The 15,209-nt window shown below is 38.0% G+C and carries 14 protein-coding genes and 1 other annotated feature (1 of these 15 only partly in view); of the genes, 1 reads left to right on the top strand and 13 read right to left on the bottom strand.

The features are described from left to right. The 4 genes from ACAN52_RS03160 to ACAN52_RS03145 form a co-directional block, all read right to left on the bottom strand. The gene (locus tag ACAN52_RS03160) at window positions 1-885 is read right to left on the bottom strand and encodes a YicC/YloC family endoribonuclease (protein WP_378952108.1); all 885 of its coding nucleotides are present in this window, start codon (window positions 883-885) and stop codon (window positions 1-3) included. Between the two features lie 150 nt (window positions 886-1,035). Then, window positions 1,036-1,638 (bottom strand): hypothetical protein, encoded by a 603-nt coding sequence (locus tag ACAN52_RS03155; RefSeq protein ID WP_378952105.1) that lies wholly within the window; start codon window positions 1,636-1,638, stop codon window positions 1,036-1,038. 110 nt (window positions 1,639-1,748) lie between these two features. After that, on the bottom strand, window positions 1,749-2,585 hold the full coding sequence (gene dapF, locus ACAN52_RS03150; protein ID WP_378952102.1) for a diaminopimelate epimerase: 837 nt from the start codon (window positions 2,583-2,585) through the stop codon (window positions 1,749-1,751). A 22-nt stretch (window positions 2,586-2,607) separates the two neighbouring features. Then, window positions 2,608-5,361, bottom strand: a complete 2,754-nt coding sequence (locus ACAN52_RS03145; protein WP_378952099.1) for a calcium-translocating P-type ATPase, SERCA-type — start codon at window positions 5,359-5,361, stop codon at window positions 2,608-2,610. Between the two features lie 147 nt (window positions 5,362-5,508). Between ACAN52_RS03145 and ACAN52_RS03140 the strand changes: the two genes are divergently transcribed. After that, window positions 5,509-7,269, top strand: a complete 1,761-nt coding sequence (locus tag ACAN52_RS03140) for an NFACT family protein (RefSeq protein ID WP_378952096.1) — start codon at window positions 5,509-5,511, stop codon at window positions 7,267-7,269. A gap of 142 nt (window positions 7,270-7,411) precedes the next feature. On the opposite strand, the gene pyrR is transcribed toward ACAN52_RS03140, so the two are convergent. From pyrR to ileS, 9 genes are all read right to left on the bottom strand, one after another. After that, complete coding sequence (gene pyrR, locus ACAN52_RS03135; protein WP_378952093.1) at window positions 7,412-7,963, bottom strand: bifunctional pyr operon transcriptional regulator/uracil phosphoribosyltransferase PyrR; 552 nt, start codon at window positions 7,961-7,963, stop codon at window positions 7,412-7,414. Window positions 7,964-7,978: 15 nt separating this feature from the next. After that, window positions 7,979-8,899, bottom strand: a complete 921-nt coding sequence (locus tag ACAN52_RS03130; protein WP_378952090.1) for an RluA family pseudouridine synthase — start codon at window positions 8,897-8,899, stop codon at window positions 7,979-7,981. Then, entirely contained in the window at window positions 8,896-9,345 is a 450-nt protein-coding gene (lspA, locus tag ACAN52_RS03125; RefSeq protein WP_378952087.1) for a signal peptidase II, read from the bottom strand. Before lspA ends, ACAN52_RS03130 begins: the two co-directional genes overlap by 4 nt. Window positions 9,346-9,569: 224 nt before the next feature. After that, window positions 9,570-9,731 (bottom strand): DUF362 domain-containing protein, encoded by a 162-nt coding sequence (locus ACAN52_RS03120; protein WP_378952084.1) that lies wholly within the window; start codon window positions 9,729-9,731, stop codon window positions 9,570-9,572. 141 nt (window positions 9,732-9,872) lie between these two features. Further along, a complete protein-coding gene (locus tag ACAN52_RS03115; protein WP_378952081.1) occupies window positions 9,873-10,577 on the bottom strand; it encodes a TVP38/TMEM64 family protein in 705 nt (234 codons plus the stop codon). 172 nt (window positions 10,578-10,749) lie between these two features. Next, entirely contained in the window at window positions 10,750-11,427 is a 678-nt protein-coding gene (locus ACAN52_RS03110) for a TraR/DksA C4-type zinc finger protein (protein ID WP_378952079.1), read from the bottom strand. 11 nt (window positions 11,428-11,438) lie between these two features. Continuing rightward, the gene (locus ACAN52_RS03105; protein ID WP_378952077.1) at window positions 11,439-11,966 is read right to left on the bottom strand and encodes a nitroreductase family protein; all 528 of its coding nucleotides are present in this window, start codon (window positions 11,964-11,966) and stop codon (window positions 11,439-11,441) included. A gap of 18 nt (window positions 11,967-11,984) precedes the next feature. Further along, window positions 11,985-12,269, bottom strand: a complete 285-nt coding sequence (locus ACAN52_RS03100) for a DUF5665 domain-containing protein (RefSeq protein ID WP_378952075.1) — start codon at window positions 12,267-12,269, stop codon at window positions 11,985-11,987. Between the two features lie 108 nt (window positions 12,270-12,377). Beyond that, window positions 12,378-15,164 carry an isoleucine--tRNA ligase gene (gene ileS, locus ACAN52_RS03095; protein WP_378952073.1) on the bottom strand — a complete coding sequence of 929 codons (2,787 nt, stop codon included), beginning with the start codon at window positions 15,162-15,164 and terminating at the stop codon, window positions 12,378-12,380. 35 nt (window positions 15,165-15,199) lie between these two features. Continuing rightward, window positions 15,200-15,209, bottom strand: a binding site (T-box leader); it runs 206 nt beyond the window's last position.

Raw genomic sequence — 15,209 nt, 5'->3', positions numbered from 1 at the left:
TTATTCTATGTTTTGAATTTGTTCCCTAATTTTTTCGATTTCACTTTTTATTTCGATCATCAAATTCGCTATCGTAAAATCATTGGCCTTTGAGGCAATCGTATTGGTTTCACGATTAATTTCCTGGATAATAAAGTCTAATTTTCTGCCGACTGCATCATCAGTATTTAATGTGGAATCAATTTGTATTAAATGACTTTTAAGGCGCACTAATTCCTCTGTAATACTTGTGCGATCAGCAAATATGGCTGTCTCTTGAAGCAATCGCCCTTCATCTGGTTCAGCGCCAACGGTAGTTAAGAGTTCTCGCATACGCCCCAATATTTTTTCACGATACTCGGCTAATACCTTCGGTGCCCGCTCCTCAACAGTAATCAAATAGGAAGAAATCGTAGCAACACGTGCCACTAGGTCTTGTTTAATTGAAAGACCTTCGGCTAAACGCATACTCATCAGATGATTGACAGCCATATCAATTGCAGTCGACAATTTAGGCCACAAAATGATCACATCTTCTGTTACTTCTTCTACTTTAATCACATCAGGGTAATGAGCAATTTGTTGAACCGTGTCATTTATTGTACTAGAAAGTAACTGCGCTAAATCCCTCAAAGATTCATGGTACGCCATTGCTAATTCTTTGTCAACCCTTACCGTTCTTTTCTTTTGTCCATATTCATCAAGAGTTATAAAAATATCAATACGTCCTCGTACTAATGTATTTGATATGCTACGGCGAATCTTGTCTTCAAGTGAACCTAAATTTTTAGGCATCCGAATGACAATTTCATTATAACGATGATTGACTGCCTTAATCTCTACAATAAATCGATGTTGACTATCAAAAAACTCTCCCCGGCCAAAACCAGTCATACTTTTAAGCACGATGAGTTGCTCCTTTCCCTATATCTGTTAGTATTAACAATCATTTTCATAATTACTCAGCCTTATCCGTTTCTTACTCACTACTTCTCTATTCTTTCTCTAAATCCCTTTTTCGCCAGAAATCTAAACTTCACAGATCCTTCTGAAGCTTTATCTTATTTTTGCCATATCAAAATAAAAAATATGTTCCTTTTTATCACTCGTGCTAATCACTAATGAAATTGGGGAATCTAGATCAATATCTTTTTCAACAAAATAAAAATAACATTGTCCTTTATAGACCGATGGTATTTCATCTTTAGAAATTTTTTCAGCATCAACTGGTATGTTGACTTGATAAGCTTTTATAATTTTATTATTTTGTTTTAAGATCACATTGGCATTTTGTGCAAAATCTTGTTTCTCACCAAATAAAGCAACACTAAAACTTAATAAATTGGTATAATCCGCTAGGATTCGTTCACTATCAAGCAGACTTACACTCTGACCATTTAAACTCTTTTCTCTTGAATCCGTAGCCATTAGCAAAAAGGCAGTGTACAAATAAGCATGTTCTGCAGTTTCATCTAGTTTAACAGCTTTTTCTTCATAGGATATCCATGGCAGTAAAAAATCTTTTAATTGATCTTGAGCCTTAATTTTACCGTAACTTTGAGCTTCCCTGATTACATTCACATCAATGGACGATATGGCTAAAACTGGATTTACTGATAGCAAGAAAAAAGCACATAGTAAGCTAATAATTTTCACCATTCAACCTCCTCGCTCTTATGAAGTATACTATTACACCATAAATAAGAAAATTCCTGTAACATTCTAAAAATCCAACTTCTGATTTAACGAGAAGTTGGATTTTAGGATTTCTAAAGATATTCGCCACGAAAAACCTGGGTGGCTGGGCCTGACATATAGACATGATTATCTAAACCCCATTCAATCAATAATTCACCACCATCAAGTTCAATTATAGCCTGTCGGTCAACCTTACCATTGAGCACTGCTGCAACCAATGTTGCACAGGCACCTGTACCACACGCCATTGTAATACCAGCACCACGTTCCCACACACGCATTCGAATTTTCTGCGGCGTCAGCACCTGTACAAACTCAACATTAGTTTTCCGCGGAAAAGCTGGATGAGTTTCAATCGTAGGCCCAATTATTGATAAATCAACATCATCAATCTGATCAACAAATATAATGCAGTGTGGATTGCCCATTGACACACACGTGATATGATACTCGGCTTCTTCTACAACTAGCAATTCATGGACAACCTGATCATTCGCACTAGAGATCATTGGTATTTCGCTCGTTTTTAGATGTGGTTCGCCCATATCAACTCTGATGGTACTGAGTACATCTTCAATAAAAATGAGTTCTGGCTTTATGATTCCAGCTTTAGTTTCTAAAGTAATTTTTCTTTTATCAGTCAGACCAGATTCATATACATAACGAGCCATGCAACGCGTTGCATTACCGCACATTTCAGCCTCACTACCATCCGAGTTAAAAATTCTCATTTGGAAATCAGCTTTTTCTGATGGTAATAAAAATACTAAGCCATCAGCTCCAACCCCAAAATGACGGTCACAAATCTTAATTGCCAAGTCAGGATAGTGCTCAAATTGATCTACGAGAGCATTGACAATGACAAAATCATTACCTAATCCATGCCATTTGCTAAAACTAAACTTCATCTTTATTCTCCTTATTTTTAAATTAATGAACCCGCCCTAATGCAGACTGCGGTACTCGCTTACGGAAAAATACATGCCGGATCCCACCGATCATAAAAGTCCAGCCGGAAACACCTAAAATAATCATCCAATCAACAATTGTAAGAGGAACGGTGACAAAAATTTCTCTCATAAAAGGATGATATACAACCAACAATTGCATGAAAATAGAACAGGCAGTCGCAACAATTAAATATTTATTTCTAAATAAACCGATTTCAAAAACACTCACTCTCTCAGATCGACAATCAAAAACATGAAACATTTGTGTAAAGACTAAAGTACAAAAAGCCATGGTCCGCGCTTCTGCTAGATCATTTTTAGCAAAATATACGACAGCAAAGACAAGAACTGTACTAATACCAATTTGTAGTCCTCTGCCAATAATTTTACGACTGAGTCCACGGGAAAATACGCTTTCACGTGGGTTACGCGGCTGTCGATTCATAATATGATGGTCATTAGGATCAACACCTAAGGCCATAGCTGGCAAGCCATCGGTTACCAAATTAACCCATAAAATTTGTACGGGCAATAAAGGAAGTGGCAGACCAATGATTGAGGCAATAAACATGGTCAATACTTCGCCTAGATTACATGATAATAAATAACGAATAAACTTCCGAATGTTATCATAAATCCCCCGCCCCTCTTCAACTGCAGCAACAATTGTTGCAAAATTATCATCTGCCAAAACCATGGACGCTGCTTCTTTCGTGACATCAGTTCCATTAATCCCCATAGAGATACCAATATCAGCCTCTTTAATGGCTGGAGCGTCATTCACACCATCGCCAGTCATGGCTACAATATGCCCTTGCGCCTTTAAAGCTTTAACAATACGCAATTTATGAGCAGGAGATACGCGGGCATATACACTCGTCCGATTGATCATTGCCCCTAATTGTTCATCCGTAAGACCATCAAGTTCACTACCTGTTAGGGCTTGATTATTATCATTATTAAACATTTGTAGTTCTTTTGCAATAGCGACAGCAGTATTACGATGATCACCTGTAATCATAACTGTCCTGATTCCAGCTTGGCGGCATACATGAATCGCTTGCCTTGCTTCAGGACGTGGGGGATCAATCATTCCGATAAGACCAACAAAAGTTAAGTCCGTCTCCATACTTTCACTCAAATGATCAGCTTCAACTTTGCCTATCTGCTTATATGCCACCGCAAGCACTCTAAAAGCTTGATCTGTCATCTGCTCATTTGCCGTCAATATTTCAGCTTTTATTATGGGTGTAAGCAGTACATCTCCACTTTTACGACTACAATGCTTGCACAACCCTAAGATGATATCGGGTGCGCCTTTTACATAAACAAAATATTGATTTTTCTTTTCATATACAACTGACATACGACATCGTTCTGATTCAAAAGGAATTTCGCCAATTCGCCTTTGTTGTTTCTCAAGCTCACTTCGCCAAAGATTAGCCTTGGCCGCTGCAACCACCAAAGCACCTTCTGTCGGATCCCCTTCAATGGACCAACCAACATTCTCCCTTTTACGCCATAAACCAGTTATACTCACATCATTATGCTTTAAAATACTATTATTACATAATACACTCATTTCTAAGCACTGTTGTAAACATTTATCCGTTTTAGGGTCAAATTCCTGCTTATTTAATAAAAATTTTCCTTTTATATCGTAACCAATCCCCGTTACATCATATAAGTTACCATCTGTAATGATTTTTCCCACTGTCATAGCATTTTGAGTCAAAGTACCTGTTTTATCAGAACAAATCACAGTAGTACACCCAAGTGTTTCGACTGCAGGTAATTTTCTGATAATCGCATTGCGTTTAATCATCCGTTGCACCCCTAAAGCCAAGGCAACTGTGACAATCGCCGGCAGCCCTTCAGGAATAGCTGCCACTGCTAGGCTAATGCCTGCCATACACATCAAAAACAAGGGCTCACCTTTCGCCACACCAGTTACAACAACAATTAAACATATTAGCAAACACCCCCATACTAACCAACGACCTAAGGATTCAAGCCGTTGTTCAAGAGGCGTACTTTCCTCTTCACCATCCTGAATCATATCTGCAATGCGTCCAATTTCAGTGACCATACCTGTAGCACATACGACACTCTTACCTCGTCCTTTTGCAATATTAGTACCTGCATACACCATGTTTTTTCGATCTCCCAGAGAACTCTCCTCACCAAACTGCTGATCGGCTACTTTGCGTACGGGTAAGGATTCTCCAGTAAGTGCCGCTTCTTGTGTTTCCATATTTTGCACTTCAATCAATCGAGCATCGGCAGCGATTTTATCACCTGACTCTAACATCATAATATCTCCTGGCACTAATTCACGTGCAGCTATTTTTTGCAGTATCCCATTACGAAGAACATGAGCCGTCGGTGCGGCCATTTTCTTTAGAGCATTCATGGATTGTTCTGCACGATATTCTTGAATAAAACCAAGAATGGCATTAAAAATGACAATGATCAATATTGTAACTGCATCAGCATATTCTCCTAAAAATGCAGAAATCAATGTAGCTGCTAATAAGATTAAAACCATAAAATCTTGAAATTGAGCTAGCAATCGCTTCCACCATGCTATTTTTTCCTTTTCCACGATTTCATTGTACCCAAATTTATGCAATCTGTTTTTTATCTCGCTAGAAGTCAATCCCTCATATTGATCAGTTTGCCAATAGTCAATGACTTCTTGCCTTGCCCGTGTATACCATTTATCAATATCCACTCTGCCACCTCACTAACATGTATTATTCTTATTCATGTTATTCATAGTCACCTAGACTTAGACCTAGTTTGACCTGTAGCTGACAATAATGGTATACTGATCCACAACTACCCCTTATCAGAATACATACAAATGGAGGGCCTCCTTATGAGTCTTGACGGACTTTCTCTATCAACACTACTGGCTGAATTAAATAGCAAACTGACTGGCGGACGTATTGATAAAATTTTTCAGACAGATAAATATACGTTAACCATGTGGATAAGGCAACCAACGCAAAATTTGTGCTTATTAATTTCAGTTGATCCTCAGCATCCACGTATGCATTTGATTGAAACTCCACCAGAAAATCCAACAACCCCACCAGCTTTTTCTATGTTACTGAGAAAACATATTGAGGGCGGTCGCATTGCTGAAATCGGACAACACAGTCTTGATCGTATCGCTTTTTTATCGATTGATACTCGTGGTGAAGAAGGAGTGATTGTAACTAAATCTCTCACCATTGAATTAATGGGTAAACATAGCAACATTATTCTTACCCACGACAATATGATTATTGATGCGATCAAAAGAATTGGTATTAGCACAAGTCGTCATCGACAAGTTTTGCCCAAAATGGAATATAGCTATCCACCTGGCCAAATGCGTTTAAACTTACTGACGACTCCTACCTCTGATTTTATAACTGCCCTTACCAAAAATCCTATTGGTCTCGTCACAAAAGGAATCGTTAACACAGGCATCGGCATTGGTCCTGTTACTGCAAGAGAAATCGTGTGGCGTGCGGGTTTGCCAGCGAACATAACTCTGGATCACTTAGACAAGGGTGATCTAATAGCCCTCAGCGAAGCAATTGAAAGTATGATTACCCACTTTAATTCCGACCTTTCTTCTCCAACAGTTATGGTAAACGCTGATAACGGACTCAGTGGCATCGCTTCTTTCCCACTCGAACACTTAACGCAAACATGTACGCCTCATCACTTTTCCACCATGAGTGAGGCCGTACTCTTTGTCGATGGCCTTTCAAGAATACAACGCCTTCCAGAACAATCTCTGTTACTCAAACTTACAACAGATGAAATCAATCGCTTACTACGTAAACAAATCATTCTAACTCAAGAGCAAGCTGATGCAATCGCAGCAGATGAATCAAGAGAATATGGAGATCTCTTAATGGCAAATCTGTATAACATCTCCAATGGAAGCAATAGTATTACCTTACCAAATCTTTATCGTGAATCACCTGATAATAACTTGGTAACAATTCTTCTCGACCCTAGACTTTCGCCATTGGAAAATGCCAGAGCCTATTATACAAAATATAACAAATTAAAACGGGCTCAAGAATCCCTCCGTGAGCAATTAATTCAATGTGCCCAAGACATTGCATATCTTGATAGCATTGTAGCGGCCCTCGAACATGCTAGCCTTGCTGCTGAATTACTTGATATTCGCCTAGAATTGACTCATGCTGGATATATTAAGCCATTAAGCAAACGACGGATTCCCACTCCCCCTTCAATGCCTTTAATGACTAAAACATCCGATGGACTCACCATTTTAGTCGGAAAAAACAATCGGCAAAATGACATTGTGACTTTTAAACAGTCTCAACCTAACGATCTTTGGTTTCATACCAAAGATATTCCTGGTTCACATGTCATCTTGCGTACTAGTACCCAAGAACCATCCTTATCTGCGATCGAAACAGCTGCTCACTTAGCCGCCTACTACAGCAAAGCTGGTCAATCAACAAAAGTACCTGTCGACTATACGAAACGTCGCTACGTAAAGAAGCCTTCTGGCTCTAAGCCTGGTTTTGTTATTTATGATCACCAACATACCATCTATGTGACACCTGATAAAACTAAAGTAGATGCATTAGTAAACACTAAACGTTAATCCATCTCATAATATAAAAGAATCAGCGAGAACTAACAAAAATGTTATACTTTCTGAGATAGTAAAAAAGGCATTTGATATCCCACTCTTGTTTGTGGGCTACCAAATGCCTTTTCAGATTTCACATTCTCACTTTACTTGCTTACTCCGAAATTCCTTTAATGACAACTCGATCAGCTTGATCAACAGGCATTAATTGTACGCCTACAATTTCTTTGCTCGAAGTCGGTACATTTTTCCCTACATAATCAGCCCTGATAGGCAATTCACGATGACCACGATCAACTAAGACAGCCAATTGAATGACTTTAGGACGGCCAAGATCAATCACAGCATCTAAAGCTGCACGCACGGTACGCCCTGTGTATAATACATCATCAACAAGTACGACTATTTTACCATTAATATCCACAGGAATTTGGGTTTGATGCACAACAGGCTGATAACTTAATGTGGATAAATCGTCACGATATAGAGTAATATCTAACAGTCCTACGGTTAAACATCGTCCTTCAATTCTCTCAATCTCAGCAGCCAATCGTTCAGCTAAAGGTACACCACGAGTTCGAATACCTACGAGCACTAAATCTTCTATGCCTTTATTATTTTCAATAATTTCATGGGCAATACGAATTAGCGCCCGTCTGATGGCCTGTTCATCCATAATCACTGTTTTTTCGATTAAAGTACTCATCAAGATCTCTCCTAACTATTTATTTTTTAACTCCATTAAAATTTTTTCCATATCCTCAGGTAATGCTGCAGTAAAGACCATACTTTCCCCTGTTACAGGATGTTTTATTGTGAGCTCCGCTGAGTGCAAAGCTTGACCTTCAATGGAAAAGTGCCCTCGTTCAGGGCCATATTTAGGATCACCAACGACTGGATGCCCAATATAAGCCATATGTACTCTAATTTGGTGTGTACGCCCTGTAAGCAGTTTACACTCAACTAAGGTGTACGCCCCAAATCTTTCAACAATACGAAAGTTAGTAATTGCTTCTTTACTATTTGTAAAAGTAACTGCCATTTTTTTTCGATCAGAAGGATGACGACCAATCGGTCCTTTAATCACTCCTTGTTCTTCTTTAATATTACCATGTACAATGGTCAGATAACGACGACTAGCAGTATGTTCTTTAATCTGTTCAGCCAAATTCACATGTGCCCGATCCGTCTTTGCAGCAATCATGACCCCTGAAGTATCTTTATCTAAACGATGCACAATACCAGGACGGGCAACACCGTTGATCCCCGATAAATCATCACAATGTTCCAATAGAGCATTGACGAGTGTACCACTATAATTCCCTGTAGCAGGATGAACAACCATACCACGGGCCTTATTAATAACAATAATATCATCATCTTCATAGACAACATCAAGAGGAATATCTTCTGCCATCAATTCTAGCGATTGTGGTTCAGGTATACTAACCACAATTTGATCATCAACTTTTACCTTATAATTGGTCTTCACCGTTTTATCGTTTACAGTAACTTGTCCATTTGTTACCATACGTTGTATGTTCGATCGAGATATTTCTTTCATACCTTTTGCAAGAAATACATCGATGCGCTCACCCTTCTCACATTCACTGACCTGGAAACAATCCGTTCTATTTGTCATTCTATTCCATCCTCTTTATGTATAAATATAATCGTAAAAATGATGCACCCCACACCACATACAATTCCCATATCAGCAATATTAAATATAGGCCAAATACGAAAATCAAAAAAATCAACTACATACCCTGTCCTGATACGGTCAATGACATTGCCGATCGCTCCACCTACCATTAATCCTGTACCAAAGCGCAATATTCGATAGGGCTGTGGAATTCTTGGATAAAAGTAAATGGCTCCTAGAACCATACACACTGCTATGATTACAAAAAAAATAGTTTGATGTTCAAATAAACCAAAGGCAGCTCCTGGATTCAAGATATACGTAATATGAAAAATATCCTGAATGACAGGTATCGACATACCTATGTTCATATTTGTTTGAATATAATTTTTTGATAATTGATCAATAATGATCACAGCAAAGGCTAATAATAATGTTGGCACTATCTCTATCTCCTATTCTAAATATCACACTCTTATATAATAAACAAAATTTACACAAAGGTAAAGTTTTTATGCTTGATTAAGAAAAGACGTAGCTTATACCAAGTCTTTGAGTGTCGGCAGAAGCCTTAATTTTTATTATTTGAAATCAAATAATTCTTATACTTTTTAATTTCAGAGCAAAGAAAAAAAGCCCAGAATTTCTGGACTTTTTTACACTTTACTTATTCAGTGATAGCGCCTACTGGGCATGTTCCTGCACATGAACCACAGTCAATACACTTTTCATCGATAACATATTGACCTTCACCTGCGGAAATAGCTTCTACTGGACAAACTGAAGCACAAGCACCACATTCGATACATTCGCTGCTAATTTTATACATGAGTTTCACCTCCTATGTAGTTAACTATTTATTATTATACTATATTATCACTTCTTTGCAAACAGGTTTCTAATTGTGTCCTTTCATGTCGATAATAATCATCTTTTGTATTGACTCATATTCCTTAATTTTTATAGAATTTTATTCTTCATTTGTAAAAAATCTCTGTTTTATTTTTTCTCGATAACAATAAATAATAATACCGATAACAAGAAATAATGACGTAATGGCGATTGTTATATGTATGTTACGTGTAATATTCTGACCGAGTATTGAATATAATATGGTTGCAGGGGCTTGCCCAATGGCTGTAGCACTCATAAATCGCAAAAGTGACATAGAAGTGAGACCTGCACCATAACTCACTACTTTAAATGGTATAATGGGCGTTAATCTTGTCATCAATACCGCAACTAATCCATGTTTATTTAAAAACTCATCTGTTATATTGAGGTATTTATGATTTACAATTTTTTCAACAGCTAGGCGTCCATACCACCTTGCCAGACAGAAATCTAAAATAGCACCACACAAGGCCCCGCTCCAAGAATAAAGAGCCCCATATTGCCAACCAAAAATCCAAGCATTTGTAATTGTAATAATAAGCCCTGGTACAAATGGAATGAGGGATTGAACGACCATTAAGGCAATACTAGCAAAGGGAGCCCAAAATCCATAGGATAAAATTAATTGACGTAATCCTTCAAAATTACGGTGTCGTAAATAGTTGATTCCTTCATACAAAAATTCTTGCAGTCCAGGTATGTAATAATAAGCAATGATAGCGAATACTAAGATAACAACCCTGAAAAAATAAATAGGGACAGTTGTAATTGATTTTATCATCAAGTCACCTCCCCAACATAAGAATCGATTCAGCATCTATTCTTATTATACACTGATTCAGGTACAAATATTGAGAGATAAGTAAAAACTGAGCCTCATATACAGCTCAGTTTTTACTTATTATTTTGCATAATCATAGAAAAAAAATTTTCTTGATTGTAAACAAGGATAATTAAGATTTTCTTCTGAGTTCTGGTTTGGTGTAAGCCAAATTTTCTTTGACTGTATATCCAGAAAAATCATCAGGTATCCCATCTGCTGGATCAACAATCCCCTCATATTCATCACTATTAGGAAATAGATCCTTATAATCATGACTGCCAGGAATATCTTGGGGTGAATCAGAACTACCATAGCGCATCACAGCCTGCAAAGCATCTTCACCATCAAAACCTACAAATTGATCAGCGCTATGATCCAAGAATGTACGTTGAAAGGGTGGTTTAAGAATACTTTCTTCCAAAGGCCGTCTAGCATCATCAGAAGAGTCATCATCTCTTTGACATTGTATACATTCACTTGCCCACGGAAGGGCTTCAATCCTCTCTATAGGGATTTGTCGACTGCATTTATCACATCTTCCATAAGTTCCATCATCAATCTTTTGCAAAGCATGTTCAACTCGTTCTAATAAAACATGAGCATTGTCACGAAGAGCGACATCTTTACTGCGTTCGAATAATTCATCACCAATGTCAGCAGGATGATTGTCATAAAGAGATAGTTCGCTAATAGAATCTCCTAAAGCACTCCCCAAACCAGTCTCTTCTAAACTAGTCATCTGTTTAATTAAATTATTTTTCTCCTGTTGTAGTTTTTGTCTAAAATAATTAAGTTGTTTATCTTTCAAATTTTTCACTCCTAATGAATGATTTTCGTCACTTCTGCGACTCTAAACCGTTCTTTCAGATGATTATTTTCTTGATTGCTATAACCTAAACATAGAATTGCTACTGCTCGCAGCCTAGGAGGTGCTTCCACAGCAGTCTGCACATCCACTTCATCAAAGGCACCTATCCAGCATGAGCCAATACCGAGTCCATAAGCTGCTAAAATCATATTTTCAATCGCAACTGCCGTATCTTGAATACAATATAATTGAGCCCCGCGCTCACCATATCGTTCATTGGATTTAGCTGGATCGGCAAGTACAACAACAATGACAGGTGAGTGATGAATTTGCTGTTGTTCAAAGCAAGCTGCAGCAACTTTGTCTTTAACCTGTTGATTTTTTACCACATAAAAATACCACGGTTGTAAGTTGCCCGCACTGGGCGCCCAACAACCAGCTTCTAAAATTCGAGTTAAGGTGGGTTCTGGTATGTCATGTGGTTTAAACTCTCTTACACTATAGCTCTCTCGCATACAATCAAATACATCTTTTGTCATCGTTGAACACTCCCTATTTTAATAATTTCCATTTTTCATTTCTACAATATGTACAATCTCTGCAATAACACCACCAATACCTGGTAGATTGAGCAAAATAAGCTGTCTGAGAAAATTCATTACAAGAGCAAAAAACACTGTAGCTCCAATGGCAATTCCGAGACCTCTCGCAATGCCAGCGATTAAATTAATTAAAATTAATTTAATCGGACGTTCTAATAACTCCATATATTCAGCAATGCGGAATGATTCTAAATGATCAACTAATTTTTGTAATTGCTCAGTCATTAACTCATTTTTCATGATACACTCCATAGAATCTTGTTCTTTTTCTATTATCTCCATAAACAAATAAAAAAACCGGGAATAATCCCGGTTTTTTTTAGATATCAGTGATATTAAAATAAAGAGTTAAATTTTTTCAACTACAGTGGCACAACGTTGGCATAAGGTTGTATGTTCAGCAGCCTGACCAACTGTATCACTATAAATCCAGCATCGCTCACATTTTTCACCTTCTGCTTGGGATACAACAATCGCCAATGCCATGTTAGGAATTTTGGTAGCATGTTCTGGAGCTTGAGCAATATTTTCAAGAACATTAATATTAGAAACAATCAGTATATTAGCTAATTCTTTACTCATTGCCATTAATTGAGAATAATTTTCGCCATCAGCATATACAGTCACATTTGCATCTAAAGAATGTCCAATGACTTTATTACGACGGGCGGTTTCTAAAACTTTGGTAATTTCGCCACGCATGGCTAATATATGATTCCATTTTTCCTCAAGAGCAGCATCAAGATACTCCTCATGAGCAATTGGCCAATCAACTAGCTGTATGCTTTCTGGCATATTTTCCTCTTTAGAAATATGTTGCCATACTTCTTCAGCCGTAAAGGTCAGCACTGGTGAAATTAATCGGACTAAGGTATTCAAAATTTCATACATGGCAGTTTGTGCAGCGCGTCTCTCGATGGAATTCGGCACTGCAGTATAGACTCTGTCTTTTAGAATATCCAAATAAATTGAACTTAAATCTACGGTACAAAAATTATGCACAGTATGATAAATGAGATGGAATTCATATTCTTCATAAGCTGTGGTAACCTTTTCACGGACTTGTTCTAAGCGCAAGAGTGCCCAGCGATCAATCTCCAGTAATTGCTCATAGCTAACCTTATCTGTCTTTGGATTAAAGTCGCTTACACTGCCCAAGATATAGCGGAATGTATTTCTGATCTTACGATACACTTCAGACAATTGTTTCAAGATGTCATTAGAAATACGAACATCAGCTTGATAATCAGCAGAAGCTACCCAAAGCCTTAGAATATCTGCACCATATTTATTAATGACTTCTTGAGGATAAATGACATTACCAACAGATTTAGACATTTTACGTCCATCACCATCAACAACAAAACCATGGGTAAGTACTGCCTTATAAGGAGCTGTTCCTTTGGTTGCGACCGAAGTGAGCAGCGAAGACTGGAACCAACCGCGATGTTGGTCACTTCCTTCCAAATATAAATCCGCAGGCCATGCCAGTTCTTCATGTTGTTCAAGTACAGCTGCGTGACTTGAACCACTATCAAACCAAACATCCATAATATCCGTTTCTTTGCGGAAAGAATCGTGTCCGCAATGAGAGCAAGTAAAACCAGTAGGCAAAATTTCCGCTGCGGTTTTAGCCCACCAAGCATCTGATCCTTCCTCGCGGAAGAGATCTTTCACTGCTGTAATGGTAGTATCATTAATTACATGTTCATTGCAACTTGTGCAATAAAAAATAGGAATAGGTAAACCCCAGATTCTCTGGCGTGAAATGCACCAATCATGACGATCAGCGACCATGTTATGAATTCTTTCTTCACCCCAAGTTGGAACCCACTGTACTTCTTTGATTGCCTGCAAGGCTTGTTCTCTAAATCCATCAACTGATGCAAACCATTGCTCTGTGGCCCGGTAAATAATAGGATTCTTACACCGCCAGCAATGAGCATACTGATGTTTCACTTTGCCTTTGCCAAGTAGCAGTCCACGTGCTGCAAGTTCCTTAATGACTGGAACATCTGCATCATGAACAAACATTCCTTGGAAAACGCCACCTTCAGCAGTGAATTTTCCTGCATGATCAACAGGATTAATAATTGGCAAACCATACTTCACACCGATCTCAAAGTCATCTGGACCATGTCCTGGCGCAGTATGAACACAACCTGTACCTTGCTCTAAGGTAACATAATCCGCTAAAATAATTGGGGATTGACGCTCAATAAACGGATGTGCAAAAACAAGGCCATCAAGTTCTGCACCTTTCATGGTTTTAAGGATCGTATATTCTTCAAGCCCATTATTCTTAGCTACTGATTCAATTAATTCAACGGCAAAAAGATAAACTTTACCCTGGCTTTCTACCCAAGCATAGTCAAATTCAGGATGAATAGCAATGGCCACATTTGCAGGCATCGTCCATGGGGTCGTTGTCCAAATCACACCATATACATTTTCTTTTGCAATATCAGCAGGTAATGTACCTTTATCATCAACTAATGGAAATTTAACATAAATTGTATGAGATTTTTTCTCAGCATATTCAATTTCAGCCTCAGCTAATGCTGTTTCGCAAGAAGTACACCAGTAGACTGATTTTAACCCCTTATAAATATGCCCTTTTTTAGCCATTTCGCCAAATACTTCAATTTGTTTAGCCTCATAGTCATGACGTAAGGTTACATAAGGCTGATCCCAATTGGCAGCAACGCCTAAACGTTTGAAATCATTACGTTGAGTATCCACAAATTGCAATGCATAGTCTTTACATTCTCGGCGCAAATCAAGAGGCTTAAGTTCATGACGATTCAGACCTAAAATCTTGATGGCAGCATGTTCAATCGGTAGTCCATGTGTATCCCACCCAGGCACATAAGGAGTATTAAAACCACGTAAGGATTTATATTTCAAAATCATATCTTTTAATACCTTATTTAGGGCATGACCAATATGGATATTACCATTGGCATAAGGAGGTCCGTCATGTAAGATAAATTTTGGTTTTCCAACCTTTGTTGTACGTTTTTCATAAATTTTTTGTTCATTCCAATATTCCAGTAGTTGTGGTTCTCTTTCCGGTAAATTACCACGCATTGGGAATTCTGTCTGTGGTAAATTTAATGTTTTACTATAATCCAAACTAACACCTCCAAAAAATAAAACCTCTCCATCCCGAAAGGGACG

It is taken from the genome of Pelosinus sp. sgz500959 (assembly GCF_042610375.1).
GTDB lineage: Bacteria > Bacillota > Negativicutes > DSM-13327 > DSM-13327 > CTSoil-075.
This window is presented reverse-complemented; position numbering and strand designations above follow the sequence as displayed.

What these genes read in the sequence shown, in the direction of transcription:
- ACAN52_RS03155 (WP_378952105.1), bottom strand. Translation starts at nt 1,638, where the DNA reads ATGGTGAAAATTATTAGCTTACTATGTGCTTTTTTCTTGCTATCAGTA.
- ACAN52_RS03140 (WP_378952096.1), top strand. Translation starts at nt 5,509, where the DNA reads ATGAGTCTTGACGGACTTTCTCTATCAACACTACTGGCTGAATTAAAT.
- ACAN52_RS03120 (WP_378952084.1), bottom strand. Translation starts at nt 9,731, where the DNA reads ATGTATAAAATTAGCAGCGAATGTATCGAATGTGGTGCTTGTGCTTCA.
- pyrR (WP_378952093.1), bottom strand. Translation starts at nt 7,963, where the DNA reads ATGAGTACTTTAATCGAAAAAACAGTGATTATGGATGAACAGGCCATC.
- ACAN52_RS03100 (WP_378952075.1), bottom strand. Translation starts at nt 12,269, where the DNA reads ATGAAAAATGAGTTAATGACTGAGCAATTACAAAAATTAGTTGATCAT.
- ACAN52_RS03115 (WP_378952081.1), bottom strand. Translation starts at nt 10,577, where the DNA reads ATGATAAAATCAATTACAACTGTCCCTATTTATTTTTTCAGGGTTGTT.
- ACAN52_RS03130 (WP_378952090.1), bottom strand. Translation starts at nt 8,899, where the DNA reads ATGACAAATAGAACGGATTGTTTCCAGGTCAGTGAATGTGAGAAGGGT.
- ACAN52_RS03105 (WP_378952077.1), bottom strand. Translation starts at nt 11,966, where the DNA reads ATGACAAAAGATGTATTTGATTGTATGCGAGAGAGCTATAGTGTAAGA.
- dapF (WP_378952102.1), bottom strand. Translation starts at nt 2,585, where the DNA reads ATGAAGTTTAGTTTTAGCAAATGGCATGGATTAGGTAATGATTTTGTC.